13 protein-coding genes are annotated in these 13,605 nt (G+C 59.8%); 6 read left to right on the top strand and 7 right to left on the bottom strand.

The genetic code is table 11. The annotated features are described in order from the left end of the window. Nucleotides 1-98 precede the first annotated feature (98 nt). The 6 genes from JAO77_RS24250 to JAO77_RS19020 all read left to right on the top strand — a co-directional run bounded on the left by JAO77_RS24250 (nucleotide 99) and on the right by JAO77_RS19020 (nucleotide 6,940). Complete coding sequence (locus JAO77_RS24250) at nucleotides 99-1,532, top strand: TlpA family protein disulfide reductase (RefSeq protein ID WP_235998512.1); 1,434 nt, start codon at nucleotides 99-101, stop codon at nucleotides 1,530-1,532. A gap of 46 nt (nucleotides 1,533-1,578) precedes the next feature. Beyond that, on the top strand, nucleotides 1,579-2,973 hold the full coding sequence (locus JAO77_RS24245) for a TlpA family protein disulfide reductase (protein ID WP_235998511.1): 1,395 nt from the start codon (nucleotides 1,579-1,581) through the stop codon (nucleotides 2,971-2,973). A gap of 90 nt (nucleotides 2,974-3,063) precedes the next feature. After that, on the top strand, nucleotides 3,064-4,503 hold the full coding sequence (locus JAO77_RS24240) for a TlpA family protein disulfide reductase (protein ID WP_235998510.1): 1,440 nt from the start codon (nucleotides 3,064-3,066) through the stop codon (nucleotides 4,501-4,503). A 49-nt stretch (nucleotides 4,504-4,552) separates the two neighbouring features. Next, a complete protein-coding gene (locus JAO77_RS19030) occupies nucleotides 4,553-5,215 on the top strand; it encodes a hypothetical protein (protein ID WP_198992023.1) in 663 nt (220 codons plus the stop codon). 9 nt (nucleotides 5,216-5,224) lie between these two features. Then, complete coding sequence (locus JAO77_RS19025; protein ID WP_198992022.1) at nucleotides 5,225-6,046, top strand: TlpA family protein disulfide reductase; 822 nt, start codon at nucleotides 5,225-5,227, stop codon at nucleotides 6,044-6,046. 93 nt (nucleotides 6,047-6,139) lie between these two features. Next, on the top strand, nucleotides 6,140-6,940 hold the full coding sequence (locus JAO77_RS19020) for a hypothetical protein (protein ID WP_198992021.1): 801 nt from the start codon (nucleotides 6,140-6,142) through the stop codon (nucleotides 6,938-6,940). Nucleotides 6,941-7,026: 86 nt separating this feature from the next. Here the strand turns inward: JAO77_RS19020 and JAO77_RS19015 are convergent, their stop codons facing one another. The 7 genes from JAO77_RS19015 to menB all read right to left on the bottom strand — a co-directional run bounded on the left by JAO77_RS19015 (nucleotide 7,027) and on the right by menB (nucleotide 13,509). Then, on the bottom strand, nucleotides 7,027-7,902 hold the full coding sequence (locus tag JAO77_RS19015; protein ID WP_198992020.1) for a DUF481 domain-containing protein: 876 nt from the start codon (nucleotides 7,900-7,902) through the stop codon (nucleotides 7,027-7,029). 29 nt (nucleotides 7,903-7,931) lie between these two features. Continuing rightward, on the bottom strand, nucleotides 7,932-9,038 hold the full coding sequence (locus JAO77_RS19010; RefSeq protein ID WP_198992019.1) for an AMP-binding protein: 1,107 nt from the start codon (nucleotides 9,036-9,038) through the stop codon (nucleotides 7,932-7,934). Nucleotides 9,039-9,074: 36 nt separating this feature from the next. Then, entirely contained in the window at nucleotides 9,075-9,524 is a 450-nt protein-coding gene (locus tag JAO77_RS19005) for a hypothetical protein (RefSeq protein ID WP_198992018.1), read from the bottom strand. Nucleotides 9,525-9,586: 62 nt separating this feature from the next. Continuing rightward, the gene (locus JAO77_RS19000) at nucleotides 9,587-10,138 is read right to left on the bottom strand and encodes a hypothetical protein (RefSeq protein ID WP_198992017.1); all 552 of its coding nucleotides are present in this window, start codon (nucleotides 10,136-10,138) and stop codon (nucleotides 9,587-9,589) included. 15 nt (nucleotides 10,139-10,153) lie between these two features. Further along, nucleotides 10,154-11,542: an alpha-amylase family glycosyl hydrolase gene (locus JAO77_RS18995; protein ID WP_198992016.1), complete on the bottom strand. Its 1,389-nt coding sequence runs from the start codon at nucleotides 11,540-11,542 to the stop codon at nucleotides 10,154-10,156. Nucleotides 11,543-11,963: 421 nt separating this feature from the next. Continuing rightward, nucleotides 11,964-12,578 (bottom strand): hypothetical protein, encoded by a 615-nt coding sequence (locus tag JAO77_RS18990; protein ID WP_198992015.1) that lies wholly within the window; start codon nucleotides 12,576-12,578, stop codon nucleotides 11,964-11,966. A gap of 106 nt (nucleotides 12,579-12,684) precedes the next feature. Further along, on the bottom strand, nucleotides 12,685-13,509 hold the full coding sequence (menB, locus tag JAO77_RS18985; protein ID WP_198992014.1) for a 1,4-dihydroxy-2-naphthoyl-CoA synthase: 825 nt from the start codon (nucleotides 13,507-13,509) through the stop codon (nucleotides 12,685-12,687). Nucleotides 13,510-13,605 lie beyond the last annotated feature (96 nt).

Raw genomic sequence — 13,605 nt, 5'->3', positions numbered from 1 at the left:
AGGCAGGTCAAGCCGCCAGTTGGCTGGGGCGAAGCAACCCTTGGCGGCGCGCGCGGGCTCCTTCTACCAGCTTTCTCACCTTCATTTCCTGTTTGTGTATGCTGCCAACGCTTTGGTTACTCACCCTTAGTTCGGCCCTAGGGGGCTCGCCCACGCCACCGCGCACGGTCTTTAGTGGCCACCTCAACAATGCTCCAGCCGGCGACACCGTGCGACTGTTTGTAGGGGAGAAGCAGGTGAAAGCACCGCTTAGTCCGAGTGGTGACTTCCGCTTTGAGTTCAATGACCTAGCTGCCACGGCCCCCGTGCACTTCACCTACGCCGGGCAGAATACGCGCCTCTACCTCATGCCCGGCGACCAAGTGCACCTGGTGCTCGATTTTAAGAATTTCGACCAAAGCCTAGTGTACAGCGGGCGGGGCGCCGATGTCAACAACTACATGGCGCAGTCGCAGTGGAAGTTTGAGTACGGCCCGGCCGGCGACGTGCCCCGGCCGCAAGAGCAGCGCAAGCCCACCACCACGCCCGCCGAGATGCGCCGCTACGCCGATGCCTTTCGGCAGCAGCGCCTTGATTACCTAGCCAAGTATGCCAAAGCCCACTCACTGCCCGCCAGCTTTCGGCGCGATGCGGAGTTTGGTATCAAGCTGCAATGGGCCACGCAGCTGCTTCACTACGTCGCCTACCGCCGCGCCAACCTGCCGCCCAGCGAGGCCGCCCCTGCCGAGATAGTGCCCGCCAGCTACTTCAGCTTCTTGCAGCAAGTGCCGCTGAAAGAGCTTAGCCAGCGCTATAGCCGGGGCTATGATGAAAACACCGCCGTCGCGCAGTTTTTATACGCCTACCAAGAACGGCTGGCCCCCTTGGGCAACCTCAGCACCGACCCTGCCGATGGCCCTAGGCTCTACCGCCTGGCCACTACCGAGCTGGGCGAAGGTGAGGACCGCGACATGGCCATACAAATGCTGATGACTTGGAAAATGGACAAGGACTTGCCCGGTGCGCTGGCGTTCTACCCCACGTTCCGGCTGCACAACCGCGATTCTACCTTGGCCCGCGACGTGCGCATGGGTATTGCCAAGCGCCAGCTGCTGCAGGTGGGCAAGCCGGCCCCAACCTTCACGCTGCTAGATAATACCGGGAAGCAGGTGTCCTTGAGCGAGTTTAAGGGCAAGGTGGTGTACCTCGATTTTTGGGGCACCTGGTGCGGCCCCTGCATGCGCGAGATGACCGAGTTTAGCCACGACCTAAAGAAGAAATTTGAAGGCCGCGACGTAGTCTTCTTATATATCTCAGTCGGCGACCCCGAAGACAAGTGGCAAAAGACCCTGACCGAAAGCCACTTCACCAGCGTGAATAGTGTGCACCTGCGCGAGCCCAAGGAGAGGTCGGCGTCTATTGATTACCAAGTAAATGTATTTCCGGCCTACTGGCTCATCGGCCGCGACGGCCGCATTATCAATGCCAGTGCTCCTCGCCCTATGGAAGGTGAGAAAACTGTGGCTGCCATCGAGCATGCCCTAGCACAGTAGCCTTCGTCTTACCCAGCTCTTTCCACCCTCCTTTTCCTGTTTGTGTATGCTGCCTTCGCTTTGGTTACTCGCTCTCGGTACGGCCCTGGCCGGTCCCCCCAAGCCATCGGTCACGGTCTTTAGCGGCCACCTCGACCACGCCCCGGCCGGCGACTCAGTACGGCTGTATATGGATAAAGGAGAGGTGAAAGCGCCCCTCAGCGCCAGCGGCGATTTTCGCTTTGAGTTCAAAGACTTGAAGCAGAACACCCCCACGAGGTTTTCCTACGCGCGCCAGAGTACCGAGCTCTACCTCATACCGGGTGACCAGCTGGTGATGCACTTAGATTTTAAGGATTTTGATAAAACGCTGACGTACAGCGGGCGCGGCAGTGAGGTCAATAATTACCTGGCCCAGGCCCTTTACAAGTATTCCTACGGGCCCGATAGTGGGCTGCTGCGCATCCAAGACTTTCCGAAGGGCACGCCCGAAGAGGCCGTGCAGGCGGCCGGGGCGCTGCGTCAGGCCCGGCGCGAGTTTTTGGCCAGCTACGCCAAGGCCCACCCGCTGCCCGCCAGCTTCCGGCGCGATGAGCAACTGGCCATTGATATCACGTGGGCGACCATGCAGCTGGCTTATGCCGCACGGCACAGCGACGAGAACTTACCCGAAGATTATTTTGACTTCATCGCCTCCACACCCGTGCGCGAGCTAAACCAGCACTACGGCCGTAGCTTTCTTGATAACTCCATGATGGCCAATTTTGTGATGGGCTATCAGTATCGCCTGGTGCCGGGCGGTAAGTTCAGCACCGACCCCACCGAAGGGCGCCGCATCTACCAAACCGCTACCGCCGAGTTAGGCGACACCAAGGCACGGAGCTGGGTGCTGCAAAATTTGATATTCGATAACATCCGTCGCAATACAGCCGGGGCGCAGGCCTTTTATCCCACGTTTCGGCAGTACAACCGCGATTCAACCATGGCCCGCGCCGTGCGCAAGGCCTTTGCCGACCGGCTAAGCATGAGTGCAGGCAAGCCGGCGCCCACTTTTACGCTCACCGATAACACGGGTAAAAAGGTATCGCTGAGCGACCTGCGGGGCAAGGTGGTGTACCTCGACTTCTGGGGCACCTGGTGCGGCCCCTGCATGAAGGAAATGACCGAATCGGCCCCCGCCCTCAAAAAGAAGTTCGAAGGTCGGGACGTGGTATTTCTCTATATCTCAGTGGGCGACCCCGAGGATAAATGGCAGCAGACGCTGACCGAAAAGCAGTTCACCAGCCCCAATAGCGTGCACTTGCGCACCACCAACTATGACGTAGCTTCCGCCTACCAGGTCGATGGCTACCCTAGCTACTACCTCATCGACCGCGAAGGCCGCTTTGTGCAGGTGTACACCTCGCGCCCCTCCGAAGGCGATAAAACGGTGGCCGCCATCGAGCAGGCGCTGGCGCGGTAGGGTAGGGAGTAGCGCCGCAGGTAGCAAGGGGATGCACAGTGCTATGTTTGTGCCTTATCCTAACCTAGGTCGTGCTTAAGCGATAGACGTATGCGTATCATGCAATGGGCAGTAGCCGGGCGGACGGCGGCAAAGCACACGTGGGTGGTTGGGCTGCTGGCGGTTACGTCATTTGTGGGCCCTAGGCCGGTAGTGGTGAGCGGGCACCTCGACCACCCACTGGCGCCGCAAGTGCAGGTGCAGTACAACGAGAATCTCCTAACCCAAGAGCCAGCTACTTTGCTTACTGCGAAGCTGGACGCCCAAGGTAATTTTCGGCTGGTACTGCCAAGCCTGCCCGGCCCGACAGAAGTTACTTTTCGTAACGGTGACCAGTCTACGAGGCTCTTTCTCTCGCCCGGCGACGACCTGCGCCTCAGCCTCGATGCAGCTAAGTTTGACGAGACGCTGCATTACACTGGCACTGGCTCAGCGGCCAACAACTATTTGGCGCAAGCAGCCCTGCGCTTCTCAACAGCTCGGCCCGACCACCCGCAGCGTAAAATCGGCACCGCTACCCCCGCCCAGATGGTAGCGGCCACCGATGCTTACCGCCAAGAGCAGCGTACTTTCTTTGCAGCGTATGTGGCCAAGCACCCCGTGCCGCCTATTTTCCGGGCCTACGTGCGCCAAAATTCTGATTTTGAGCGTGCCGTTGCCTTGCTCTACTATGGAGGCTTTCATGCGAGCCGCCCCGAACTAAATACGGGCGCTATCCCGGCTAACTTTTACGACTTTTTGGCTCCGTTGCGCCCCGCGCAAGACTCGGCGCTGGCCTTAGGCAGCAGAACTTACCTAGGCTTGCTACAACCGCTGGCTGATGCCCGCCTGCCTGGCCCCGACGCGCAGCCCACCGAGGCGAGCTTGCTGGCTAATGCGCAGGCCGCGTTTGGCAACGGCCGCAGCCGTGACCTGGCCCTGGCGCACTACGTGTACCGGCTGTTCAACTTCCAGGCGCCCGAGCAGGTGGCACCAAAACTTGCCATTTTTCAGCGTCTAAACCGTGACTCTTCGATGGCTCGCGCGGTGCGAACTCGCTACCGCCGGGCCTTGGCAGTATCGCCTGGCCAGCCAGCGCCTGCCTTCACGCTGCTCGACAATACGGGCAGAAAAGTATCCTTGAGCGAGTTCAAAGGCAAGGTAGTGTACCTCGATTTTTGGGGCACGTGGTGCCACCCGTGCCTCAACGAAATTCCGGCCAGCCACGAGCTAGCGAAGAAATTTGAAGGCCGCGACGTCGTTTTTGTATATATCGACGTCGATGACAAGGAAGAACAGTGGCAGCAAACGCTAGCGGCTAAATATCAACTTGGCCCAGGCAGCGTGCACCTGCGTAGCCCCGACAGCACGGTGCCCAATGCTTACAATGTGCAGAGCTTTCCCACGTACTGGATTATTGGCCGCGATGGGCGCATTGTGAGCACGCGGGCCCCGCGTCCCTCGGGCGGAGCCGAGACCGTGGCGCTGTTAGAGCAGGCGCTGGGCAAATAGGGTAGGGTAGCGGGTCGTAGTTTTGCCGTTCCCGATGCGCGCAAAAAATATGTCTTCTTGGCTTAGCTGCTACTTGTGGCGCCGAGGTCACCTAGGGCTGGTTGTGGCGCTCCTAGTGGCCCACTTGGCCAGCGGGGCGGGCCGCCAAGCGCCCCGTCCGGGCACGGCCGTGCTGCGGGGCCACGTGCAACATGCCACGGCCCGCACCATTAGCGTGCTGTACGGGGCTACCTGGCAGGGAGGCTTTGCGCATACCGCCACGGCCAGGCTTACTCCAGCCGGCGATTTTCGGCTGGTGGTGCCGGCTCCGGCCACAGGCATGCTGCACTACGCCGAAGACTACACCCCACTAGAGCTGCAGCCCGGCGATGCCGTGCAGCTTAGCTTCGACGCCGCCCGCCCAGCCCACCCGCTACGCTTTGAAGGGCGCGGCGCGGCGGCCAATACCTACCTCACCCAAGCCTACCAGCAAAGCAACCGTGACGACGAAGCCGGCCATACTCCGGCTGCCCAGGCAGCGCACGTGAGCGCGACCCAGTTGCGCCACCTTGCCGATGCCTACCGCCAGCGGCGCCAGGCGGCGCTGGCCCGCTTTGCGCGCACGCACCCGCTACCCGTCGCCTTTGTGGCGCGCCAGCGCCGGGCCCTCGACTACGAGTGGGCCACCGCGCTGCTAGCCTACCCGGCCGCCCAGCCCCGGGCGCGCCAGTAAAGCGCCGCCGTGGCGCTGCCCCTGGGCTACTTCGATTTTTTGCCCGCCATGCACCTAGGGCAGCGCGCCACCGCCGACCTGGGGCAGCCGGCGTTTCAGGGGCTGCGGTCGGCCTATCTGGTGGGCGTGCTGCGGCCCCTGGCCGATAGCCTGCCGCCCAGCCTCACCGGGGGCTACGACCCCGCCGCGGCCGAGCGGCTCTATGCCCGGGCCGCGCGGGCCTTCGGCGCCACGCCCCTGCGCGACCTCGTGGTCGCGCAGTTTATGCTCGAGCAGGTGCAGTACTACCACGCCGACCTAGGGCCCTGGCTGCCCACCTTCCGGGCCCACAACCGCGACTCAACCATTGTCCGCGACCTGCGCGCGGCCCAGCTGGCCCACCAGCGCTTCAGCAGCGGCCAGCCCGCCCCGGCCTTCACGCTCACCGACAACACAGGCAAAAAGGTGTCGCTACGCGACCTGCGGGGCAAGGTGGTGTACCTCGACTTCTGGGCTAGCTGGTGCGGCCCCTGCCTGGCCGAAATTCCTGCTAGCAACGAGCTGCGCCAGCAGTTTGCGGGCCGCGACGTGGTGTTTGTGTACATCTCCATCGACCGACAAGCTGCCGCCTGGCAGCAAGCCTTAGCCACCTACCAGCTAGCCAGCCCCAACAGCGTGCACCTGCGCGCCGACCAAGAGTTTGCCAGCCCAGTGGCCCAGGCCTACGGCATGCAAAGCCTACCGTCGTACTGGCTCATCGGCCGCGACGGGCGCTTGATTCAGAAAGACGCCCCCCACCCCTCAACTGGCCCCCGGGCAGTGGCAGCTCTCGAAGCCGCCCTCCAACAATAGCGAGCTGGCACGGTTTAAGCAGGCTGTAAGCTCAACGTAACGGGCGGGGTTGCGTACCGGGCTAGTATTTGGTTTTAAGAAGTTTTGTATTCGGTGTCAAGTTGTTACTGGGTTAGGTGGTTGCTGATAGTGCTGGTAGCGGGGCTGCCGAGCGTGCTACGCGCGCAGGAAAGTTCGGCCACGGTAAAAGCGACTATGCCCACCGAAGCGCCCGTCGACACCTTGCCCGAAAAGCCAGCGCCTTATTTTTCGCACCGCCGCTTGGTCGTGCAGTACGACTCGCGCTACTCCATTATCAACAGCCACCTCTGCACCATCAACGGCCTCAAACTGGGCATGGAGTGGCGCGGCCGGGTGCGTACGGGCGCAGCCGTTTATTTCTTGAGCACCGGCATACCAACGCGGCAGCCCCTGCCCAATAATGCGGCCGACGAGGCCGATGCCGAGCTGCGCTTTCGCTACCTGGCGCTCTATACCGAGTTTGTGGCGCTGCAAAACTCGCGCTGGTCGCTAAGCGGCAACGTGCAGGTGGGCATGGGCTCGGTGCACGTGCGCTATCTCAACGACTCAACCAATCGCTTCGACCGCACGCCCAACGATTTTGTAGCCATCATCGAGCCCTCAGCCGCCGCCCAGATGCGGTTGTTTCGCTGGGCAGCACTGGGTGCGGGCGCGGGCTGGCGGCTGCCGGTGCTGCTGGCGCCCACCATCCGCCGCGAGCTGGGTGGCCCCATCTTCTACCTGCGCGCCAACCTGTTGCTAGGTCCCCTCCTCAAGGTCGCCAAGGGCAAAGCCCGCTTATTTACCCAGGAAGGTCTGCGGGTGCGCGGCCTCGACCCCTACACCCGCGACAAGTTTTACGGCAGTAAAAAAGACCGCGAGGACTACCGGTAGCGGGCGCTAGGGCGCCCTAGGTTGCCCCAACGCGTGGCCGCCTCAACAAAGGGTAGGCGCTGCTGTGCACGTGCTCTGAGCGCGGCCTACTTACCTGCCGCGTAGGTGAAGCCGATGGTGAGGTTGCCGTTGCCGGGAGCGCGGCCCTCCACGGCTATGCTCTCGTAGGAGTACGAGTAGGCGGCCGTTAGGCCCAGGTTTTTGGTGAGGGTAAAAGTGAGCCCACTGGTCAGGTTCACGCGGTAGTCATTGAGGTAGTTTTGCAGCGACGGCTGGTAGTAGACCATGGCCGTGAGCACGACCGGGCCCTTAGTGCCGCGCAGCTTGAGGCGCGTAGAGCTGCGGGGTATCTCGCGCCGCAGCCCTAGGAGGTACTGCGTATTCTCGTACAGAAAGAACTGGCTGATGCCTATCTCATTGCGCAGCGTGTCGCTGTAGAGCTGATAGCCCACGCCTGCGCCCGTTACGAAGCGCCGCGCAATGGCGCGCAGGTTGCTCTGCTCGGCGTTGCCCAGTAGGTAGTACTTCACGCGGCCGCGCTGGTAAGTAGGGGTGATTAGCCCCACCAACTCGCGCTCGCGCAGCAGGCCGTCTTGCCGGCCGTAGCTGAAGGTGAGGGCTGTGGGCACTAGCCAGTGCTCGGTCAGCTTAAAGTTGCCGGTTTGGCTGGTGGTGAAATACACCCGCTCGACGGTGCCCGTGGTATAGATGCCCGTGAGTGTGGCCGTGTAGCGCACGCCGCTCTTCACGGTGTAGGTTTCGAACTCGGAGGAGGGCAGGCCGCTGGCCGCGCTGGCGGTGGGCGTCACGGCGGGCGCGGCCGTCGAGTCGGCCTTAGCAGTAGCGGTTTCGGTGGTTTGGGCTCGTGCCTGGCTGGCGCCCCAAGTGCCGAGCAGCAGCGCCAGCCCGGTTAGCAGTGAGTACTTGTGGGGACGGCGGGTAGTGGCTAACGGATGCTTCATCCCGGGCAAAACTACCCACCCCGCCGCTTTTAGGCCGCCGCGGCGCGCAGCGTGGCACCCCGGTCAAGCTTGCCCGAAGCGGTGGTTTCGAACGTTGGCACGTACACTAGGTCCCTAGGTACCTCGTATTTATCGAGGCGGGCGCGCAGCAAAGTCATCAGCTGCTCTGCGGTTGCGGTGGGCAGCGATTCGCCTTCTATATAGGCTGTTACGGCCTGGCCCAGGCGCTCGTCGGGGCGGCCAGCCACAAAGGTGCGGCGCGACTCACCTACCTCGGCCAGGGCTACGTCGAGCACTAGCTCTATTTTTTCAGCCTGCACTTTCACGCCGCCTGAGTTCAGCACAAAATCTACCCGGCCTAGCCAGTCGAAGGTATGTTTGTCGAGCAGCTCAATGCGGTCGTTGGTTACGATAAGCTCGTCGTTGGTAACATCGCCGCGCATCGTGAAGCAGCCGCGCTCATCTTGCCCTAGGTGCAGGCCAGGCAGCCCGCGGTAGTGCGGCGAGGCATCAGGGCCGTTGAGGCGGCGCAGCGCCACGTGCGAGGCCGTTTCGGTCATGCCGTAGGTGAGGTACACCGGCACCGTGAGCTGCTCAATCTGCTGCAGTAGGCTGGGTGCCACGCCCGCGCCGCCCACCAGTATGGCGCGCATCTTATTGAGCCGAGGGGCCCGGCCCGCCGCCAGCATGGCGCTGAGCTGCAACGGCACGAAGGCCGCGAAGTCGAACTCGGCCTCGGCCGGGACTGCCGCGAAAGGGTCAGCGTGGGGCTCCACCACCGTCAGGTGCATGTTGCGCTCGAGGCCGCGCACCAGCATCATCTTGCCCCCGATATACTCGCAGTTGAGGCAGACAAGCGCCCGGTCGCCGGGCCCTAGGTCGAAATAATCGCCGGTGCGGGCGGCCGACGCTGCCAGTTGGCGCCGCGTCAGCACAATGAGTTGCGGGTCGCCGGTGCTGCCTGAGGTGCGCTGCCCAAACTCCTGGGCGCCCAGCAGCCACTGCCGCAGCAGCTCCAGCACCCGCGCCTCGTAGCCGTTGAGACTGGCGTGCGGGTCGGGCGTTTGCCGCAGGGTATCGTAGCTGAATTCGCGGCCGTTGAGCAGCAGGGAGGTCGGGAGGTTGGGGGAGGACATGAGCTAAAAAACGCGACCTAGGCTGTTTGGTTGGCCCTAGGTCAGCAGCCAGCGCTGGTACGTCTTGGCCGAAGGCGCTGTGCGCTGGCCCAGCAAAAGCAGCAGGCCAGCATATAGCGCCAGCACAGCCAGCTGATGCGTGAGCAAGTAGGCTGCCAGCAGCGGCAGGCCCAGCAACCCCAGCAGGCTGTTGCGCACCACCAGCCGACTGAGGTAGATGCGCATGTTTTCGGCGTAGGGCCGCCGCAGGTTGGGCCTGATGCTTTGGCACACCCCGTAGAGCACCACGCCTAGTAGGGGCACCGCCACGGCCAGCGCCAGCAGGGCGGGCCAGGTTGCCAACTGCGGGTTGACGGCCGCGGGGCCCGCTACGCCGTGGCGGGTGGCCAGCCCGGCGCTGCCCATCAGCAGGGCCTGCGCGCCATAGTGCAGCCAGTGCGCCCGCCGAAAGCGAAGAATATTGCGGTTGTATTCAGCGTCCGTCATGGCGGGCAGCGGGCAGTCAGAAAAATTACTTCGTAGCTAAAGCTACGCTAACAACCATTTTTTTATAGCTCCTCAATGCCTACTGACTGCCAATATCTCCCCATTTGCCCCCGATAGTCCATGCTATGTTTAGGCAGTTGCTGGTAAGGAATAGCTGAAGAAATAGTAGCGTGTTCCTTAACGTAAGTAGTTAGTACTGCTAGCTTATGGTCGATAAAAGCGAGAATACTATAGTCCCAAGTAGCATAATACGCCAGCATCCAACGCAGTTCAGCATCGAGCTTATCATAGCGTAGATACTCATCCAGGATGGAATATGTCGCTAAAATGACTGTTTCGTCTAAGTCATTAATTCCTGTAAAACAGCTTGGTTCGGCCAAGTAATACCAATTGATGAAAAGTAGCCGTTTCAGCAATTCTAGTTTACTACTATTATCTGTACTATCATAAAACGCAGTTAGGTAGCGCGCATGCAGTTGCCGGTAGGCAGCAAAAATGCCATTTTCTCGCAGGTGCTGCTCTTTATGTTCCATTGTGCCCTGCAAAGAAGAAACATAGCTATAAAGCTGGTGTTCATGGTCAGAAAGGCTACGTAGCAAATCGTTCACTCCCATAATCACCAGCAGTACTTACCGCCCATACTCATACACCACGTAGCCCCACGGCTCTACCTGCCACGGCTTCTCGGTCAGCGGTTCGGCGGTGTACATAAATAGGTTATGCGGCGTGCCTTGTAGGCCCGGCTCTTTCACGGTGATAGTCTGCTCTTTATCCGACAAGTTTAGAATAACCAGCACCTTGTGGCCCGCTTTCTCGCGCACGTAGGCATACACGGCCCGGTCGTCGCCCACGCTCACCTTACGGAAGGAGGCATCGGCGGCCAGCGCGGGGTTGCGCTTGCGTAAGTCGAGCAGCGTACTATAAAACTTGGCCCGCCCGTACTTACCAAAGCTCATTGGGTCGCGGTCGAAAAACTTGAGCGGGCGCAGCACCGGCTCCTCCTGCCCGCTATAGATGAGCGGTACGCCGTCGGCCATCGTCTGGGTGAATACTGCGAATGGCGCGTGCTTCGCGCCGGCAAAGCTGCCGTAGTCGGCCTTATTCCACGAGTTTTCATCGTGGTTGCTGGTAAAATACAGCTCGATGGTGCCCTTGGGGTACATGCCCTGCCAGCCAGTGCGCACGCTATCGAGTGACGTGGCCGGGCGCTTGCCGGCTGCTACCTTCTCCATGGCATGGAACATGTGCCAGGGATACACTGCGTCGAAGCCACTTTTGGGCAGGTAAGCGCTGTCGCCCTCGGCCAGCATAAATAGGTCTTTGCTACCCTTTTCGAGGGCCGGAATGGCGCGCTTCCAAAACGTGCCTGGCACGTTCCAGGCCACATCGCAGCGGAAGCCGTCGATGCCCGTTTTATCGACCCAGTAGCGCATGGCGGCAATCATACTGTCCTGCATTTCGGGGTTTTTGTAGTCGAGCTGCCGCGTGTCGTCCCAATCGAAGGCCACGGCGGGCTGGCCTTTTTTGTCTTTCACAAAAAAGCCGGGGTGCTGCGTCAACCAGCGGGCGTCGGCCCCGGTGTGGTTGGGCACCCAGTCGATAAGCACCTTCATGCCGCGGCCGTGGATGTCCTGCACTAGCCGCTGCCAGTCGGCCATCGTGCCAAACTCTGGGTTGAGCTTAGTATAGTCCTGCACGGCGTAGTAGCTACCTAGGCTGCCCTTGCGGCCCTCTTTGCTGATGGGGTTTATAGGCATAAACCACAGCGTTTGGACCCCCATCTTTTGCAGGCGGTCAAGATGCTTAGCAAAGGCATTGAGCGTACCCTCGGGCGTATACTGCCGCACATTCACCTCGTAGATATTGCCTTGTAATATCCAGTTTGGGTGAGTAGACTGCACAGTAGCTGCCGAGGTCGCTGGGGCCGCTGCCGCAGGCGTTTTGGAGGTAGTGGCCTGCTCACAAGCCTGGGTAAAGGCTAGGGCGCCAAGCAGGGCGGGTAGTAGCGTTTTATTCATGGCGGTAGGGTAGAAGCTGCAAAGTACACTGCAGCGCTACTAAAAGTAATTATGAATAAAAGGTGAGTAAGTACTTGCTTTTTGTGGAAATATGCATTATACTTACATCACACCAACCTTTTGCGCCATGAAATCCCACCCACATGCCGCCCCCGAATTAGTACTGACCACTGAAGTCAGCCCTCCCATTGCTACGCCATTCGCCTGCCCCATCTTGGCAGCTGCAAAGGCCCGCGCCAAAGCATTGAAAAAATGGCGCAAGCAAGAGCGTTTGAGGTTTTTCTCCAGTGTATGCTCTAGCTTACATGCCCTAGGGTTCAGTTTTTAAGAGAACAGTAGTAATCTAAAGCAAAAAGCCCTGCTCGTCGGCAGGGCTTTTTGTTGATTGAGACAAGTGGACAAAAGCTCAAACAGATAGGCCTTATGCGGCTTGAGGCAGCAAAAGCAACTGGTGTGGTGGGTTAGTGGCTCTGGTCCAGATTTTATAGAGCAGGTAGCAGGCGAACGCGCCCCCAACTACCAAAACGCCTTTGTCACCTAAGAATTCCAGTAGCGCATAGTATGTCCGCGCTTTGCCGCTGCTACCAATTTCGGCGGTGCCGTTTGCCACTTTTAGGGCTTCGAAATAGCTGAGGACCGTGACGCCAACCGTTGCTACTAGGCCAATGATGTAGTTCAGTACAGCTTTGAAAGGCGTCATTGCCGCGTAGTGTTTATCGAAAGCATGTTCCTGCTCTAAAAAAGAGAAGAATTGCTCGCAGTCGCCTGCGCTCGAACACGAGAACTCACACACTCCCGGAATGCCGACTGCTGTTCTGTATTTCACCTTGATAGCGTCGTCGTTATCTTCCTTACCCACCGACTTGATGGCCGTATATTTTACTTCGATTTTGGTGGCTAGCGATAGCTTTTTATTCCAACTTTCCACAAAGCCTTGCTCGGAGTTGAATTCTTGACTGGAAAACAGCAAACTGTCTTTCCCAAGTAAGAGTGAAGCTATTTTATTACCCGTAACAGAGAATAGTTTTTTATTCATATAAAAAATAAGAAGTGAAACATAGCCGGCCGCCTATTAAAAATGAGGCACCCAAACCTTGTGCAAGGTAGGGTGCCTCATTTAGTAGTAGTGCTCTAGGCGTGCCCTACGGAAACTTCGGAAACTTATCGAAGTCGGGCTGCCGCTTTTCCAGGAAGGCATTTTTGCCCTCTTTGGCCTCGTCGCTGAGGTAGTAGAGCAGCGTGGCGTTGCCAGCCAGCTCCTGAATACCCGCCTGCCCGTCGAGCTCGGCGTTGAACGACGACTTGAGCATGCGCAGCGCCAATGGGCTCTTTTGCAAGATTTTGTGGCACCAGCTCACAGTCGTTTCTTCGAGCTTGTCTAGCGGTACTACTTTGTTTACTAAGCCCATGTCGAGAGCTTCCTGGGCATCGTACTGGTCGCACAAGAACCAGATTTCGCGGGCCTTTTTCTGGCCCACGATGCGCGCTAGATAGCTCGCACCAAAGCCGCCGTCGAATGAGCCCACTTTAGGGCCAGTCTGACCGAAGCGAGCGTTTTCGGCCGCGATAGTCAGGTCGCAGACTACGTGCAGCACGTGGCCGCCGCCGATGGCCCAGCCGGCCACCATCGCAATCACGGGCTTAGGGATGCTGCGAATCATCTTCTGCAAGTCGAGGACGTTGAGGCGGGGCACGGTGTCGTCGCCGATGTAGCCGCCGTGGCCGCGTACGCTCTGGTCGCCGCCCGAGCAGAAGGCTTTGCCGCCCTCGCCGGTGAGGATAATGACGCCGATATCGGTGCGATTGCGGCAAATGTCCATGGCCTCAATCATTTCCTGCACCGTGAGCGGCGTGAAGGCGTTGTGCACTTGCGGCCGGTTGATGCTGATTTTGGCAATGCCCCCGCTTTGGGAGAAGATGATTTCCTGGAACTCCTTAATCGGCGTCCACTGAATGGGTTCTGACATAGAGAGAAACTGTCACGCTGAGCTTGCGAAGCATCTTATCACGTTCGCAGCGCTCGGGTGGGTAATGGATTCTGACGAAAGCAGCCGTGATAAGAT

Origin of the sequence: Hymenobacter sp. BT559, assembly GCF_016427535.1 — a bacterium.
Lineage (GTDB): Bacteria > Bacteroidota > Bacteroidia > Cytophagales > Hymenobacteraceae > Hymenobacter.
The sequence above is the reverse complement of the archived record's forward strand: the minus strand, read 5'-3'. Positions and strand labels throughout refer to the sequence as shown.

Bases quoted from the DNA above. Each gene is read 5' to 3' on its own strand.
- JAO77_RS19010 (WP_198992019.1), bottom strand. From the start codon at position 9,038: ATGTCCTCCCCCAACCTCCCGACCTCCCTGCTGCTCAACGGCCGCGAA.
- JAO77_RS19030 (WP_198992023.1), top strand. From the start codon at position 4,553: ATGTCTTCTTGGCTTAGCTGCTACTTGTGGCGCCGAGGTCACCTAGGG.
- JAO77_RS18990 (WP_198992015.1), bottom strand. From the start codon at position 12,578: ATGAATAAAAAACTATTCTCTGTTACGGGTAATAAAATAGCTTCACTC.
- JAO77_RS19000 (WP_198992017.1), bottom strand. From the start codon at position 10,138: ATGGGAGTGAACGATTTGCTACGTAGCCTTTCTGACCATGAACACCAG.
- JAO77_RS24250 (WP_235998512.1), top strand. From the start codon at position 99: ATGCTGCCAACGCTTTGGTTACTCACCCTTAGTTCGGCCCTAGGGGGC.
- JAO77_RS24240 (WP_235998510.1), top strand. From the start codon at position 3,064: ATGCGTATCATGCAATGGGCAGTAGCCGGGCGGACGGCGGCAAAGCAC.
- JAO77_RS18995 (WP_198992016.1), bottom strand. From the start codon at position 11,542: ATGAATAAAACGCTACTACCCGCCCTGCTTGGCGCCCTAGCCTTTACC.
- menB (WP_198992014.1), bottom strand. From the start codon at position 13,509: ATGTCAGAACCCATTCAGTGGACGCCGATTAAGGAGTTCCAGGAAATC.
- JAO77_RS19005 (WP_198992018.1), bottom strand. From the start codon at position 9,524: ATGACGGACGCTGAATACAACCGCAATATTCTTCGCTTTCGGCGGGCG.
- JAO77_RS24245 (WP_235998511.1), top strand. From the start codon at position 1,579: ATGCTGCCTTCGCTTTGGTTACTCGCTCTCGGTACGGCCCTGGCCGGT.
- JAO77_RS19015 (WP_198992020.1), bottom strand. From the start codon at position 7,902: ATGAAGCATCCGTTAGCCACTACCCGCCGTCCCCACAAGTACTCACTG.